Source organism: Dyadobacter sandarakinus (assembly GCF_016894445.1).
Classification (GTDB): Bacteria; Bacteroidota; Bacteroidia; order Cytophagales; family Spirosomataceae; genus Dyadobacter; species Dyadobacter sandarakinus.
This window is the reverse complement of record NZ_CP056775.1, coordinates 3,842,446-3,859,329: the sequence shown is the minus strand read 5'-3', so window position 1 is coordinate 3,859,329 and position 16,884 is coordinate 3,842,446. Positions and strand designations below refer to the sequence as shown.

The 16,884-nt window shown below is 48.0% G+C and carries 12 protein-coding genes; all 12 read left to right on the top strand.

The features are described from left to right. Positions 1-91 precede the first annotated feature (91 nt). The 12 genes from sov (at position 92) to HWI92_RS15460 (ending at position 16,792) form a co-directional block, all read left to right on the top strand. Positions 92-7,246 carry a T9SS outer membrane translocon Sov/SprA gene (gene sov / locus HWI92_RS15515; protein ID WP_204656913.1) on the top strand — a complete coding sequence of 2,385 codons (7,155 nt, stop codon included), beginning with the start codon at positions 92-94 and terminating at the stop codon, positions 7,244-7,246. Positions 7,247-7,313: 67 nt separating this feature from the next. Next, positions 7,314-7,694, top strand: coding sequence for a glycine cleavage system protein GcvH (gene gcvH / locus HWI92_RS15510; protein ID WP_204656911.1), 381 nt, complete (start codon positions 7,314-7,316; stop codon positions 7,692-7,694). A gap of 79 nt (positions 7,695-7,773) precedes the next feature. Beyond that, positions 7,774-9,057 carry a dihydroorotase gene (locus HWI92_RS15505; RefSeq protein ID WP_204656909.1) on the top strand — a complete coding sequence of 428 codons (1,284 nt, stop codon included), beginning with the start codon at positions 7,774-7,776 and terminating at the stop codon, positions 9,055-9,057. After that, positions 9,054-9,614 (top strand): DUF4199 domain-containing protein, encoded by a 561-nt coding sequence (locus HWI92_RS15500; RefSeq protein ID WP_204656907.1) that lies wholly within the window; start codon positions 9,054-9,056, stop codon positions 9,612-9,614. The genes HWI92_RS15505 and HWI92_RS15500 overlap by 4 nt, the downstream gene beginning before the upstream one ends. Before the next feature lie 38 nt (positions 9,615-9,652). Further along, the gene (locus tag HWI92_RS15495; protein ID WP_204656905.1) at positions 9,653-10,168 is read left to right on the top strand and encodes a DUF4199 domain-containing protein; all 516 of its coding nucleotides are present in this window, start codon (positions 9,653-9,655) and stop codon (positions 10,166-10,168) included. Between the two features lie 32 nt (positions 10,169-10,200). Further along, positions 10,201-10,929, top strand: a complete 729-nt coding sequence (gldF, locus tag HWI92_RS15490; RefSeq protein ID WP_204656903.1) for a gliding motility-associated ABC transporter permease subunit GldF — start codon at positions 10,201-10,203, stop codon at positions 10,927-10,929. Positions 10,930-11,225: 296 nt separating this feature from the next. Next, positions 11,226-11,771, top strand: coding sequence for an RNA polymerase sigma factor (locus HWI92_RS15485; protein ID WP_229248082.1), 546 nt, complete (start codon positions 11,226-11,228; stop codon positions 11,769-11,771). Beyond that, on the top strand, positions 11,768-12,670 hold the full coding sequence (locus tag HWI92_RS15480) for an anti-sigma factor (protein ID WP_204656901.1): 903 nt from the start codon (positions 11,768-11,770) through the stop codon (positions 12,668-12,670). The genes HWI92_RS15485 and HWI92_RS15480 overlap by 4 nt, the downstream gene beginning before the upstream one ends. A gap of 147 nt (positions 12,671-12,817) precedes the next feature. Beyond that, positions 12,818-14,530: an FAD-dependent oxidoreductase gene (locus HWI92_RS15475; protein WP_204656899.1), complete on the top strand. Its 1,713-nt coding sequence runs from the start codon at positions 12,818-12,820 to the stop codon at positions 14,528-14,530. Between the two features lie 65 nt (positions 14,531-14,595). Beyond that, a complete protein-coding gene (locus tag HWI92_RS15470) occupies positions 14,596-14,829 on the top strand; it encodes a DUF4160 domain-containing protein (RefSeq protein WP_204656897.1) in 234 nt (77 codons plus the stop codon). After that, complete coding sequence (locus HWI92_RS15465; RefSeq protein WP_229248074.1) at positions 14,819-15,067, top strand: DUF2442 domain-containing protein; 249 nt, start codon at positions 14,819-14,821, stop codon at positions 15,065-15,067. Before HWI92_RS15470 ends, HWI92_RS15465 begins: the two co-directional genes overlap by 11 nt. 588 nt (positions 15,068-15,655) lie before the next feature. Further along, on the top strand, positions 15,656-16,792 hold the full coding sequence (locus tag HWI92_RS15460; protein ID WP_204656895.1) for a hypothetical protein: 1,137 nt from the start codon (positions 15,656-15,658) through the stop codon (positions 16,790-16,792). Positions 16,793-16,884 lie beyond the last annotated feature (92 nt).

Genomic DNA, 16,884 nt, shown 5'->3' with positions numbered 1-16,884 from the left:
GAATTAACATGACATTGGGGAAAACTTTACGAAAGTAAAATCGCTTTGATAGATTTAAATGTAGCCAACCTGCTTTAATTAGTATACTACCTTGTCGTCAACGATTTACTCATTTTTATTCAAGACACTCACAGTTTCGGCGGGAGCAGTATTACTGGCTAACGTTTCCGGTGAAGGGGATACTACTTCCTCCGCCCAACCCATAGAGTGGGCAGCCGAAGCAGATACTGTGGGTGACACCACCAGAAGGAGCATAGACCGCTCCGGAAGCCAGCTTATTATGCGCTGGAAGGACTATTACAACAATAAGGTAGTAGCCCCCCGCCCAAGGTCGCCTTTCTACCTGCGCGATCCTTCCAATATCTCAACTAACATTACGCTGGACAGTACCGGTAAAGTTGCAATTACCGAGAAAATACAGACTCCCTCGGGTACGCTTAATTACCGTGCCCCGGAGCGTATGGACCTGAATACCTATGACAAAATTCAGGAGGACCGTGCGTTCAGAAGCTTGTTGCGGGAGTATGCCAGCAGGCAGGATGGTACCAGTGCAATGGGTGCGCGGGGCTTGCTTCCCAAGCTTGACGTACCGCCCGCAATTTCCAAGTTGCTGGGCGATGATTTCATTGATTTTAAACCCACGGGCTTTGTGTCCCTGGATCTGGGGCTAATGCACCAGTTCCTGGATAACCCTGCGATACCGATTCGTCAGCGCAGGAACACGCAGTTTATTTTCAACGAGCAGATCAGCATCAATTTTGACGCCAGGCTGGGCGATATGCTGGGTTTTCAAACCAACTTTGATACCAAGGCCAACTTCAACTTTGAAAATGCAATCAAGCTGAATTATAAGAATCCCGAAGAGAGCTTCATTAAGAAAATTGAGGCGGGTAACATCAACTGGGCCATCAACAGCCAGCTGATTCCCGGTGTACAAAACCTTTTCGGTCTGAAAACGGACTTTCAGTTCGGCCGTCTGAATGCAACATTTGTTGCCTCCCAGCAAAAGTCAAGCAAAGAGCGGATTGTACTGAGGGGCGGCGCGCAAAGCCGTGACTTCGAGCTTAAAGCAGATACTTACGACGAAAACCGGAACTTCTTCCTTTCGCAGTATTTCCGGAACAAATACGAAGCATCCCTGCAGAATACCCCTACCATTACTTCCGGTGTTACCGTAACCCGCCTGGAAGTGTATGTAACAAACCGCACAACAACGACGGAATCACTGCGCAATGTGGTAGGCTTTGCGGATCTGGGGGAGCCCGCACCTTACAAGGCTGCGAATCCGAGCGTGCAGCCGATCCGCTCGACATCGCCGGCTGACAATGCAGCCAATGGTTTATACAAAAGCCTGACGGACAATGCCGCTTTCAGGAATGTGGACAATACCAATGCGGCAATTATCAGTCTGGGTTTCGAGAAAACACTGGATTATGAATTATTGCGCGGAGCCAAACGCCTTGTAGCCGACCGCGACTATACTTTCAATCCGCAGTTAGGCTATATTTCTTTGACCAATGCATTGCGGAACGACGAAGTACTGGGGGTTTCTTATGAATATACACTTAATGGCCGGTCCTTTAAAGTAGGGGAGTTGACCGAGGATTACCAGGCACGTCAGGACGATGAAGTAATTGCATTGAAATTGCTGAAATCATCGACGATCCGCAATAATACCAAACTGCCGATGTGGGATCTGATGATGAAAAACATCTACTCGCTCGGTACGAGCTCCATAGAAAAACAGGGTTTCCAGCTGCGCATCATTTATAAAGATGATATTACCGGTATTGACAACCCTAACCTTCAGGAAAGTAGTATTGCCAACATTCCATTGGTCCGTCTGATGGGATTAGACCGGCTAAATCCGGTAAATGACCTGCAACCGGATGGAAATTTTGACTTCGTGGATGGCATTACGGTAGACAGCAGATCCGGCCGCATCATATTCCCGGTGCTCGAACCCTTCGGCTCCACACTCTCCCGCAAGTTTGGTGCCGGTGAAGACCAGTTCCGTAGTAAGTATGTCTTCAATGAGCTGTACCGGACTACCATGATCGATGCGCAGCAGGTGACCGAGCGCAATAAGTTTTATCTCAAAGGTACTTATCAGTCCAGCGGCGGCGCGGAGGTGCAGCTGCCTTTTGGCGTACTCGAAACTTCGGTAACGGTAACTTCCGGCGGCGTGCCGCTGGCCGCAGGTTCGGACTATATCGTGGAAGCCCAATTAGGTCGTGTAAGGTTGCTCAACAGCAGTGTACTTAATTCGGGCAGGGAGATCGTGATTGAATACGAACGTCCTGATATGTTCCAGAACCAGATCCGCTCACTGCTGGGTACACGTCTGGACTATGTGGTTAACCGGGATATGAGCATAGGCTTGACAGCCATTAAGTACCGGGAACGTACCGCAGGATTCCTGAGCCGGGTATCCATAGGCAATGAGCCGGTGAACAATACCATGCTTGGTTTCGATATCAATTTCCGGAAAGATGTGCCTTTCCTGACCAAGCTGCTTGACAAGCTGCCCCTGCTGCAAACTAAAGAAATGTCGAGCATCCAGTTCAAGGGTGAATTTGCCAAATTATTGCCGGGCGTTTCCAAAGATGTGAATAACCGCTCGCTGGTGGACGATTTTGAAGCGGCGCGTACCATCTATGACCTGTCGCGTCAGCCACAAAAGTGGCGGCTTGCGTCTGTTCCGCCATCTTTCCGTACCAATGCAAGCGCGACAAACCTCGACTACGGTTACAAGCGCGCCAAAATATCTGCTTATACCGTAGACAATATTTTCGGTGGAGCGCAGGGACTGGGAGGCGGATATGAGCCACCTGCCAATATTAATGAAAACGACCGCAAGAATTTTTACGAGAGACTTTACCTCCCTAACGAAATCTTCCCGAACCGGCCGATTGCAGGTTTGGTAACATACCCCCAGAACATCCTGGACATTGCTTACTATCCGAGCGAAAAGGGGATGTATAACTATAATACCGACATTGATCAGAATGGCCGGCTTAAAAACCCACGTCAGAACTTTGGGGCAATCAGCCGGGCTATTACTTCGGATAATGATTTTGACAATGCCAACATTGAAAGCATTGAGTTCTGGATGCTGGATCCTTTCATTGCAGGAGAAAACGGCAAGGTTCGCGATGGTACCGAAGACCGGAACAATACAACCGGTGGTAAGCTGGTATTTAACCTCGGGGATATTTCGGAAGATGTTATTCCGGATGAGCGCTACAATTTTGAAAATGGCTTGCCGATTGTGGACAGGCAGATCGGTGTAAATGTGGATTCCACAGCCTGGGGATATGTTACCAAGTCGCAGTACCTGATCAATGCATTCAGTAATGAGTCGGGTGCCCGCGAGAGGCAGGATATTGGTCTGGATGGATTGAACAGTGCCGACGAGCGGACATTTTTCCAGCAATATATCAACCGCCTGCCCGCAAACCTTACCCCCGAAGCAAGGCAGCTGATCCTGAATGACCCTTCCGGTGATGATTTTCAGTTTTTTCTGGGACCTGACCTGGATGCTGCCGATGCAAAGGTTTTGCAGCGATATAAAAACTATATGGGCATGGAGAACAACTCTCCGGAAAGTCAGGGAAGAGCTACCGACGTAACACCCGCCTCTACCAATGTGCCCGACGGAGAGGATATGAACGTTGATAATACGATCAATGATAATGAGTCATACTACGAGTACGAAGTAAACCTGCGTCCCGGCCAGCTCGCCGTGGGCAATGGATATATTGTGGATAAGACCGAAGCCGACGGTCAGAACTGGTACTTGTTCAGGGTTCCTATCAAGGAATTTTCGGGTGTAGTTGGTAATATGAGCGGCTTTAAGTCGATCCGGTTTATGCGTATGTACCTTACCGATTTCCAGCAGCCGGTTGTACTGCGTTTTGCACAGCTTCAAATGGTGGGTCAGCAATATCGTAAATACACCTATAACCTGGACTCACCCGGATTGCAGGAGGTACCTGAGCCGTATGATGCCAAGTTTACTGTTGGAACCGTAAGCATTGAAGAAAACAGCCAGAATAACGGCGGTGCCAACAAGTACCTCTACCAGATTCCCCCGGGATGGGTGCGCGACCAGGATAATACCCAGCGCCCTCCTTTGCTGCTCAATGAACAATCCATGAGCCTTTGCGTGACCGACCTTCGTGATGGTGATTCGCGTGCAGTCTATAAAAACGTAAACCTTGACCTGCTTTTCCGCAAGCGCCTCAGAATGTACGTCCACATGCAGAATGAGCTCAGCGAAGACAACATGGTGGGCGCATTCATGCGTATCGGTACTGACCTTACACAAAACTATTACGAGATCGACCTTGCATCCCTCAAAGCAACGCTCCCTTCGGCTTCCACTTCCGAGGATATCTGGCCGGAGCAGAATGAGATTAATATTGCACTGGCAGACCTGATTTCGGCCAAATCGGAGCGGAACAGGCAGCTGGACCGTAACCTGAGCATTCCGTATACAATCCGCACTTCTGATGGACGGTACAACCTGTCGGTAGTCGGTAACCCCGACCTGAGTGCAGTTAAGGTGATCATGATCGGAATGCGCAATCCGAAAACCAATGACGAGCGCACCAAGACGTTCTGTATCTGGGTGGATGAAATGCACGTTGAAGGCTTTGATGATACGGGTGGTATGGCGGCTATTGCTCAGCTGAATGCCAAGCTGGCTGATTTTGCAACGCTGACGGCGTCGGGAAGGATGGAGACTTTTGGATTTGGAAGTGTTCAGCAAAGAATCGGCGAGCGGTCAAGGAATTTTACGACAGAATATGGCATCTCTACCAATGTAGCCCTGGATAAGTTGCTGCCGCAAAGCTGGGGTTTCAGTATCCCGCTGTTTCTGAGCTACGACCGCCGGAATGTGAAGCCGCACTTCAATCCGCTCGATCCGGATACGCCATTAAGCACGTCACTGGATAACCTGCGGAGCGATGAGGAAAGGGATGGTTACAGGCGGATGGTCGAAGAGAACCAGGTGAAGCGGGGAATCAATTTTTCCAATGTGCGAAAGACCAAGACCAGGCCGGGCGCGCGGAACCATTTCTATGATTTTGAGAACTTCTCGTTTACGTATGCCTTCAGCGATGACAAACGCCGGAACATCCTGACGCAGGAATATAACCAGCGCATGTATAAGGCGGGAATATCTTACGTATACAGCAGCCAGCCCAAGCCTCTGGAACCTTTTAAAAACTGGAAAGCAACAAGCCGGTGGGCAGACATTATCAAAGATGTAAACCTGACTTTGCTGCCCAATATGGTCTCCGTGAGGACCGACGTCGACCGCAGGTTCCTGAAAACGCAGCTGCGCAATGCGGACCTGACCACCGACGGCATTCAGCCTTTGTATGAAAAGTATTTCTGGTTTAACCGGTACTATGATTTCGGCTGGAACCTGACCCGCAACATGACACTGACCTACTCGGCGTCAGCCAACTCGATCATTGATGAGCCGGAAGGTGACATTAATACGGGAGCCAAGAAGGATTCTCTATGGAACAACTTCAAAAAGCTGGGCCGTATCAAGAATTTTGATCAGAAAATTGACCTTACTTACCGCCTTCCGCTGGATAAAATTCCGCTTACAGACTGGGTGAGTGCGGACTATAAGCATTCAGTTGGATACCAGTACCAGGCCAATGCATTGGGATTGAAAGATACGCTGGGATTGCCTTTCGGGGATATCATCCGAAACAGCCGCGAGCGTGGTGTTACGGGAAAAGTGGATTTTGTACTGCTTTATAATAAGCTCCGGTATCTGAAGTTTGCCAATACGCCCAATACCGTGCGCAAAAACTTCGCAAGGAGCCCGGGTGATATCGAGGACATTGATATGCGTTCAACAGACCTGCTGAAAACACTGGCGAGAACACTGATGACGGTACGGGGTATTAACGTAAGCTACTCCATTCTGGAAACGACGGCGCTGCCAGGTTACCTGAAAGCACCCAAGTACTTCGGATTGGATAACTCCAATGCACCCGGACTTCCTTTCGTACTCGGAAGGCAGGATCGTGACTTCCAGGTCAGGGCGGCGCAGCGTGGCTGGATTACCAAGAGTGAGCAGCAAAACCAGCCTTTCCAGCAAACAATTGCCAAAAACTTCTCTGCCAATACAACTCTCGAACCTTTCAAGGATTTCAGGATGGTTATAGAGGCCAGGCTGACGCGCCAGGATGCATACCAGGAGTTTTACCGACCCAATTCCACCGGCGGTTTTGCATCTCAGAACCCTTTGCGGAACGGACAGTTCAGTATGTCTTTCCTTTCATTCAGAACTGCATTTGCCAAAATGCGGAGAGACAATTCCTCTCCTGTTTTTGACAAGTTCCGGGAGTACAGGGCCATTCTACGTGAACGGATGAACCGCGAAAACCTGAGTGGCGGCGAGTACAACGAGAACTCACAGGATGTACTGATATCGTCCTTCTTTGCCGCCTACCGCGGTAAGGATCCCAATACGGTACGTACGAATCCGTTCCTGAAATTCCCGATGCCCAACTGGGATGTGAAATACAGCGGACTTTCGCAGCTTCCGGCTTTCAAGCGGCTTTTCAGCTCGTTTACCTTGTCGCACAAATACATGTCCAACTACAGTGTAGGAAACTTTACTTCATCGCTGGACTATGAGGCATTGTACGTGAACCTGGCTGTGACGGGTTATCCGCTATCTTCCCGCCTGAATGACCTGGGTCAGTATGTGCCGGTATTTGCCATGAGCACCATCACGCTTTCCGAAAGGTTTCAGCCGCTGGTAGGAATGGAGTTCAGGACGCAGAGCCGTGTTACGGCCCGGCTTGAATATAACCGTGACCGGACCGTGGCGCTGAACTTGTCGAATGCACAGGTAGCGGAATTGTTCAATCAGGACATTACGGTAAATATTGGTTTTACAAAAAACAATGTACCCCTGCCTTTCAAGATCAATGGGGTTAAGAAGAAGCTTAAAAATGACATGACAATGCAGCTCGGACTGAAGTTTGTCGATACCCGGGCGATACAGCGGAAATTTGACGGTGAGAATATCCCGATTTCGGGGAACATCAACTTCCAGCTGCATCCGATCGTGAACTATACCGTGAATAACCGTTTGAGCGTACAGTTCTATTTTGACCGTACTTTCAACGATCCGCTGGTGTCCAATTCGTTTTACCGGTCGAGTACGTCGGGCGGCGTGCAGTTAAAGTTCAATCTCGCCGAGTAATTTGGAAAATACAGCCTGCATACTGTAATTTGCGCTTCAAAGCTTTTAAAACATATCCGTACACGACATGAATTTTCCGTCAGAACTTAAGTACACAGAAGATCACGAATGGATTCGTATAGAAGGAGATACAGCGATCATCGGTATTACGGACCATGCACAGAACGAGTTGGGTGACATCGTGTACGTGGACATCAATACAGTAGGCGAAGCATTGCAGAAGGGTGATGTGTTTGGTTCTGTTGAAGCGGTGAAAACAGTGTCTGACCTTTTCCTGCCGATTGCAGGTACAGTACTGGAAATAAATGAGCAGCTCGATGGTGAGCCTGAGCTTGTCAACTCCGATCCCTACGGCAACGGCTGGATGGTGAGGATCAGTCTTGCAAGTCCGGGTGAAGAAGACGGGCTGATGTCAGCAGAAGATTACCAAAAATTTATAGGTGCCTGATACTAGGTGAAAAGCTCCATTCGGAGCTTTTTTTTTGAAACCCGAATACATAAACGATCAGGCACAAGCCTGCTTTTACATGAAATTACTAATACGTTCCGTACGCATTACCGATGCTGCTTCTCCGTATGACGGTCAGATCAAAGACCTGTTGATTGAAGACGGTCTGATCCGGCAGATCGGTGAAAATCTGGAAGCCGGTGAAGCTCAGGTACTGCAGGCGTCAGGCTTGCATGCATCGGCCGGATGGGTGGATATGCGTGTCGCATCGCGTGACCCTGGATTTGAGCACAAGGAAGATCTTAACTCGGTAAGAAAGGCCGCGGCCCGGGGCGGGTTTACTGAAATCGTACTTCTGCCGAACAGCGAGCCCGTAGTACACAGCAAAGACACGCTCAACTATATCCGCCAGGCGGGTAGAGGAGGCCTGGTGAACCTGCATGTGGCAGCCGCAGTGACGCGCAAGGCACAGGGCGTTGATTTTACGGAAATGATTGACCTGCATGAAGCAGGAGCCATCGCGTTTACCGATGGTGAACATTCTGTGCAGAATGCCGACTTGTTACTGAAAACGATACAGTACCTGCAGCCGCTGGATGCTTTGCTGATGAACCGTCCGGAGGACCACCAGCTAACATTGTACGGGCAAATGCACGAAGGTGTTGCGAGCACCCTCACCGGGATGAAAGGCTTGCCCTCGCTGGCCGAGGAAATGATGCTCACGCGCGACCTGAAACTGCTGGAATATGCATTGGAAAAAAGTCCGTACAATTCCGGTAATCCGGTTTTGCACGTTTCACTGATTTCCACCAAAGAGGCCGTCGCGCTGATCAGGGAGGCTAAGCAAAAAGGCCTGCCCGTATCGTGCGACATAGCGGCACATCAGCTTGCATTCCGGGACAATGATCTGCTGGGTTTTGATACCAATCTGAAAGTGAACCCGCCATTCAGGGCCGAGGAAGACTTTGCCGCGCTGCTGGGCGGGCTGGCAGATGGTACGATCGATGCAATTGTTTCTGACCACAGCCCGCACGATGAGGAAAGCAAAAACCTTGAATTTGATCAGGCAGACTTCGGTATTACCGGGTTGGAGACCGCATTTGCAGTGGCCAATATGTATGCAGGATTAGGTGCAGGTGCGCTGGTTGAAAAGTTTACAGCCGGACCCAGGCGTATTTTAAGGTTGAAACCAAATGTTATAGAAGTAGGAGCTCCGGCCCATCTTACATTCTTTGATCCCGATGCAATGTGGACTTTCGATAAAACACTTTCAAAATCTAAGAATACGCCCTTTTTAGGGAAGGTTATGAAGGGAAAAGTTGTGGGGGTAGCGAATAATGGCAAGTTTGAGTGGTATATATGAATCCGATTGTAGCATATTTTAGTAAGCCTATCCTGAAAGTTTCCCTGATTTTTGCAGCGGTTGCCGGCATAGCTGCATTCCTGTTTTTTCTTGCGCTTTATCTTCTCGGCATACCGCCGCTGGGCAGCGGGCATATCTTTGATGCCGGTATTTACATTATCCTTGTCGCAAGTGCCTGCTGGTATTACCGCCGGAAATATGGAAACGGATTCCTGCATTTGTGGGAAGGGCTGACCATGGGGTATTTCATTACAATGGTCGCTGCAATGATTAATGGGTGGCTGATTTACCTTTTTGTATCCTATGTGGATTACAGCGTATTTACCGAGTACATACAGGCAGGACTGGCCGTACTTGCAGAGGGCAGGACTACGAATACCAAGTACCTGACTGACAAAGAGTACCTGGATCTTTACAATTCAATTAAGAACAACAAACCCTCGATACTGATATCAAATGAGATCACCCAGCGCCTGCTCGTGATGATCATACCCATCCTGGTGATCTCCCTTATTTTCAGAAAACAGGACTACGGCGTATTTCAGAATAAATCTTAGATTCACGTCTTGCTTGCTAACCTAAACAAATCCTGAACATGGAAGAAAAAGTATCAACAGCCCGCATTGCGCTCAAATACGGCCTGCTTGCTTCCGTAGTGATTATGATTTACACGGTCATCATCAATGTTACCGGTTTTTCCCAAAACCAGCTTCTGACTTCCCTTTCTACGGTTTTTGTGATTGTGGCCATTGTGTTAGGCATGAAAGACTTCCGCGAGCAGAATAAAGGCTACATGTCCTATGGCGAAGGATTGGGCGTAGGGACGCTGCTGACGGCTGTTGTAGGGCTGCTGAGCTCAGCTTTTACATTGTTTTACATGCAGTTTATTGATCCGACGCTCATCACGCAAGGGCTGGACAAAATGCGGAGCGACCTTGAAAAAAGAGGTCTGGATGATGCTCAGATCGACCAGACGATGGAAGTATCACAAAGGTTTATGTCGCCCGGGATTGTATTTGTATCGGGTGTGTTGCTGTATGTTTTCATGGGCTTGATTATATCTTTGATCGTGGCTGCTATCATGCGCCGCGAAAAGCCCGTATTCGAATGAGGTACTATTTTCTTGCAAATTGAACGGGTACAGTGTTAGCAATTTTTCAGAAGGAAATAGCCGGTTTCTTTAATTCCCTGATCGCGTATATCGTGATGGTGGTGTTTCTTACGGCTGTCGGGCTGATCGTGTGGGTTTTTCCTGACTCCAATATCCTCGACTACGGCTATGCCGATCTTGGGTCGTTTTTCATGCTTGCGCCTTATACGCTCATATTCCTGATCCCGGCGGTAACCATGCGCTCCCTGGCTGAAGAGCGTCGGGCGGGTACCCTGGAACTCCTCCTTACCAAGCCGATCCGCAATGCAGACCTGATCCTGGGCAAGTTTCTAGCCAACTGGCTGCTCATACTAATCATCCTGCTTCCAACACTACTGTATTACATTAGCGTGTACCAGCTGGGCAATCCGCCCGGCAACGTAGACTCAGCAGCGGTAGCCGGATCATACATCGGATTGCTGCTATTGAGCGGCGTGCTGGTAGCAATGGGGATCTGGTCTTCCTCGCTCAATGAAAACCAGATCGTCGCCTTTATTCTTGGCGTGTTTCTGGCTTTCGTATGGTACATTGGGTTCGGCTCGCTGGTGCCGCTGGCGGGTGCCGGTCCGCTGGGCGAAATCCTGTCCTGGCTTGCCCTCGACGAGCAGTACCGTGCGCTGGGTAAAGGTCTGATAGACTCCCGCAATGTCATTTACCTTATTTCACTGATGGGCTTTTTCCTGATGCTCACTTTCTGGCAGGTGGAGAAACTGCGCCGCTAGGAGTACTTTCCAGGTAATTTTGTAACCGTTTCAAGCATTGTTGTATAAGTGTTTATGTGTAAAAATAAAGAGTAGGGCTGATGTAAATCCAAATGGTCAGGACTTGTCGTATATCTTTAAAACACAAGAACATGACCGCCTCTGTCTTTATTTTAGAAAACCATTACAACAACTACCTGCCCTGGCTCAGAAGGTCCTTTTTTGAGCCGTCAATTAAATCCGGGGCACTTTACAGGTTCTACGGAAATTTTATTAGCTTGCCGGTACGTAACATACCAATCCATATTAAGCAACTCTTGGCGACTAGCAAGGTTAAATACTCGGAAGAGGAACTGGTGGTGGCTCTTAAACGCAACGAAAGGGCAGCCTTTGAGTTCCTGTACGATCACTACTCAGGCGCATTGTTTAATATCATTTCCAAAACATTAAGGGACGAAGAGAAAGCGGCAGACGTGTTGCAGGAGTCTTTTCTCAAGATATGGAAGAACATTTCTTCCTATGATGCCGGGAAAGGCCGACTGTTTACATGGATCATGAATATTGCCCGTAATGGGGCGATTGATGCGGCGAGGGCGGAAGGAAGAAAACCTGCAATGGATGATATTGAAAACAAGGTGGTCCTGAATGAAAGGGACCTGCATGAAGATTCCGTGGTGGTGAGCTCGGAAATGAAAGCAATTGTGGACATGCTCAGACCGGAGCGAAAGGTACTCATTGATATGGCCTACTTTCAGGGCTATACGCATGAGGAAATTTCGGAAGAACTGAAGATTCCGCTCGGTACTGTGAAATCCAGGATCCGGACTGCCTTACAAGAGTTAAAACAATACTTTGCAGCATGAACATCCAAGCATACATAGAGTCCGGCATACTAGAAGAGTATGTATTGGGCACTGTTTCTCCCCAGGAAAAACAGGAGGTGGAGTGTATGTCTCATATTTACCCTGAAATAAAAGAAGAGCTTTTAAGGACTGAAAAAGCGTTGGAGGAGTATGCGTTGAAACACCAGACTCCGCCGCCTGCCTCATTGAAGGAATCGCTTTTTGCACAAATGAACTTTGACGCTCCCCGGGAATTCAAGGAAGAGCATATAGAAACGCCGTCAGTAGTCCCGGCAGAAACAGAGGAAAAAACAGTAGTTCCGGCACAAACAGACAATGATGGTCGGCGGGCTGTTGTCAACGACGCATTTGAGCGCGTCGAAACCCGCGAGGTTGTTCCATTCTGGTCCAAACTGGCAGTGGCCGCGGCAATCCTGTTCGCCATTTTTGCAGGCTGGTCAGCCGTACAGATGACGGAGTACAAAGGAAGCAATGAGCAGCTCGCAGCCGAATTGGGAAGTGTAAAAGGGGAAATGGAAGGAATAAAAACCAACCTCGCATACAACGAAGCCCTCGCTGCCATGTACCGTAATCCGGATTACAAAGTGGTAAAAATGGCCGGTCTGCCGAAATCACCCGAAAGTGCAGTAGCCGCATTGTGGAATCAGAAAACCAACGAAGTGATGCTGGACGTTCAAAAACTTCCATCAGCACCTGCTGGCAAGCAATATCAGCTCTGGACCATCGTAGGTGGCCAGCCCGTAGATATGGGCATGCTGGATAATCAGTTTTCCGGAAAGGTTTTGAAAATGAAAGATTCTCAGCCAGGAGCGGTAGCCTTTGCAATTACTTTGGAGAAAGAAGGTGGTGTGCCGAGTCCTACGATGGAGGAGATGGTGGTGATGGGGAAGGTGAGTTAAACGTTACATCCTAAGCTACCTCCTACTTTTGTCACCCTGAGCGGAGTCGAAGGGCGATACGGCAGGAACAATGTTGTTAAGGCAGCATCTGTGCTTCGACTCCGCTCAGCATGACAAATGCAAATACTAACAAGTTGATAAGAGTAAATGAAGCGAAGAAGTTTTCTAGGAAACATAGCACTAACTAGTGCATTAACAAACATCGAAGGTCTGGACCAAAAATCCAGACCTTCTCTGCATAAAAACAAACCGCAAGAAACCCTCAAAGCCGACCTGATCATAGCCGGCGGCGGCCTCGGCGGCTGCGCCGCCTCGCTCGCCGCATTAAGAAATGGACTAACCGTCATCCTAACCGAAGAAACCGACTGGCTCGGCGGGCAGATTTCTCAACAAGGCGTCCCGCCCGACGAGCACCAGTGGATCGAAACGCATGGTGCACCAAAATCTTACCGCGATTTCCGCAATGCGATCCGCGAATATTATATCAAACATTACCCCCTCACCGATGAAGCCAAAAGCCGCAAATACCTCAATCCCGGCGATGGGTCCGTTTCGCGGATTTGCTGCGAGCCGCGCGTGGCGGTGGCGGTGCTGAACGAAATGCTGGCGCCTTACCTCAGTTCCGGCAGGCTTACGCTGCTTACCGAGCACAAATCCGTGTCCGCCGAAGTGCAGGGCAACCGCGTGAAGTCGCTCGATGTCGTGAGCACGCGCACGGGGAGGCGGGTTACCTTGTCGGCGCCGTATTTTGCGGATGCTACCGAGCTGGGCGACCTGCTGCCGATGACCGGCACCGAGTTTGTCACCGGCACCGAGTCAAAAGCCGAAACCGGCGAACTCCACGCCCCCGAAAAAGGTAATCCCGATAATGTGCAGGCATTCACGATGTGCTTCGCGATCGATTATCGGCCGGGCGAAAACCACGTCATCGAAAAGCCCGTCGAGTACGATTTCTGGCGAAACCACGTCCCCAAAATGAGCAAACCCTGGTCGGGCAGGCTGCTGGACCTGGCGTACTCCAATCCCAAAACCCTCGAACCGAAAACGCTCGGTTTTCATCCTGAGGGCATCAAAACCGGCGACGCGCTCAACCTCTGGCTGTACCGCCGCATCATCAGCCGCCAGAACTTCACGCCCGGCACCTATGCGGGCGACATCACGATCGTCAACTGGCCGCAAAACGATTATGTGCTCGGCAACCTCATCGGCGCCAGCGAAAAGGATTCCCGAAAGCACATCGACCGCGCCAAACAGCTCAGCCTCTCGCTCCTCTACTGGCTGCAAACCGAGGCCCCGCGCCCCGACGGCGGCAAAGGCTGGCCCGGCATCCGACTCCGAAAAGACATCATGGGCACCGACGACGGCCTCGCCAAATACCCGTACGTCCGCGAATCGCGGCGCATCAAGGCACTTTTCACCATCAAGGAAGAGCACGTCGGCGCCGCAAACCGCGAAATGGCCGTCGCAAATGGCGCTCCCGGCGACAAAACCAAAGCCGCCACATTCCCCGACAGCGTCGGCATCGGCTACTACCACATCGACCTCCACCCCAGCAGCGCTGGCGACAATTACATCGACTTCGCCTCCCTGCCATTCCAAATCCCCCTCGGCTCCCTGCTGCCCATACGCATGGAAAACCTGCTTCCCGCCAACAAAAACATCGGCACCACGCACATTACAAATGGCTGTTACCGCCTGCATCCGGTTGAATGGAGCATTGGGGAGGCTGTGGGGCTGCTGGTGAAGTTTGCTTTGGATAAGAAGGTTGTGCCGAGGAAGGTGCGAGAGGAGAAAGGGTTATTGGAGGGGTTTCAGGGGTTTTTGGTGGGGGAAGGGGTGGAGTTGGCGTGGAAGGGTTGAAATGAATTAGGTAAAATATTCATAGATTGTGATAAGTAAATAACACCACTAGGAAAAAAGACGATATGCCTACATTGTTTATAGTCTTCGGGTTGAGATTCTATTTTTATTCCAATGAGCACTTACCGATTCATGTTCATGTTAAGAATGCAGACGGTGAAGCAAAGTTTGAGGTAAGTCCTGTTAAGCTGATCGATAATAAAGGCATCAAGAGGAAAGACATTAGTTTAGCAGAATCCCTAATTGAAGAAAACAAGGAAATCATCATTGCTAAATGGAAAGAGTATCATGGAAATTGAAGTAAAAAAAGTTTGGTTCGAGGATGATCATATATTTATCCAAACCGTATCCGGCGAAGAGCGCAGCCATCCTTTAAAGTGGTTTCCGAGATTATTGAATGCGTCTAGCGATGATAGGGAAAACTACGAATTATCTCCTTTCGGAATTCATTGGGAAAAACTTGATGAAGATTTAAGCTTTGAAGGTTTCTTTTGTTTTTTTAAGGAGGAAGCGGCAAGCAATTTCACGAAAGCATAACAAAGTAGGTTACAACCACACCGATTTCGCCTCCTTGCTGTTCCAAATCCTGCGGGCGTCGCACACTCGGCGGCATGCTGCTCGTAAGAATGAGAAACCATTTACCCGCCAACAAAAACCCAAACATATCAAACAAACGGCTGCTACCGCATGCTCCCGGTAGAATGAATTACGGTGAATCTGTGGGGCTGCTCATGATCTATGCTTCACAGAAGAAGCGAGTCCAGAAGTTCGGAAGGAAAAAGGATTATTGAAGTATTTCAAGGGTTTTAGTTAGGAAAGGGGTGCAGTTGGAGTGGAGATGAATGCCTAATATATATAAGGCCTACGCAAACAAAATGATTGATAATCTATGAATTAGAAGATTCGGATTTGAGCATCAAAAACTAGTGTAGCGTAGCAAAATCCATGGCACTTAATAATCATGAAATTGCCATTTTAATCTGGTTTAGTGTTGTTTCTGTATGGGCTTTATTGCAGAAATCAATTCGTAAAGCACTTGCAGAGGTAATACAGTCCCTCTTTGTATTAGGTATTTTGGTAACCATTTTAATTGCGTCAATCTATATCGTTGTATGGATTTGAGCATTGTCGGGAATAGGACTATGGAAGCTTGAAAATCTTAAAACAACAATTTTATGGGTAGTCTCATTCGCCTTTCTTGAAATATTTGACATAAATAGTATTAGCAAACAAAAAGACTATTTCAAAGCTAAGATAATAGAATTGGTTGCATTCTCTGGATTGGTGTCGTTTACCGCTGAGCTTTTTGATTTAAGCATATCTACTGAGATAGTTTTGATTCCTCTTATGACTTTCTTGTCAATACTTTATTATTCATCAAAAAGCAACATTAAATACTCGCACGTAGAAAAACTGTTACGCATTATTATCGCATTGATAACCTTAATATTTTTGTTCTACCGATTATATTATGTGTTAGCTGATATAGAAAAGTATGCTACAACTGCCAATTTGATAGAATTTTTGTTGCCAATTGTTATGTCTGTCTCTTTCTTGCCGTTTATCTTCCTCTTACACATCTTTGTCCGGTATGAAGCGATATTTTTGGGAATTAAATCCAAAATTAAAGACAAGAAACTGGTTAAGCTTGCTTTATTCAAAGTTTTAAAAACTTTCAAGTTTAATCTGGATTTTGTTCATCGATGGGCGAGATTAATTCATTTGTCAGATATTAATAATAAAGAAGATATTCTGAATTCAATTAGCCAGATCAAGCAGGTAAGAAAAAGGGAGACTCAGACATTAATTGTGCCTGCTGATCTTGGCTGGACTCCGCATCTAGCAAGAAATTTTTTAGAGGAGTTTAATTTGAAGACTCGTGACTACCACTGGCAGCCAGATGACATTTGGTTTGCATCAACGGACCCTTTGGATTTAGATACAGGAGATTCTTTTCTCCACAATAATATATCATACTATATCGAAGGTGGCGAACAGATAGTGACTCGTGTGAAATTGCATTTGAATATCTATGATGTGAAGTATGCTGAATCATCAGAAGAAATATTCGTTAAAATGATGAAATTACTAGTGAAGAAAACAGTAGGTGAATATTCCGTTGCTGATCTGTATAGTATTTCAAATTTCGAAAATAAAAGGGAATACATTATTGACGGTAAGAAGTTAATTTGTAGCAAACAGCAATGGACTGGTTCGATCAAAACGGGCTATACTTTGGTTTTTGAAATTGCCTTCATTTAAGTAAGATACTTTGTTAAATTAAATTGTTTAGTAGCTTAGACGCCAAAATAATCAATTCACTACAGTATATTCAATTGACCAGAAGTAACACT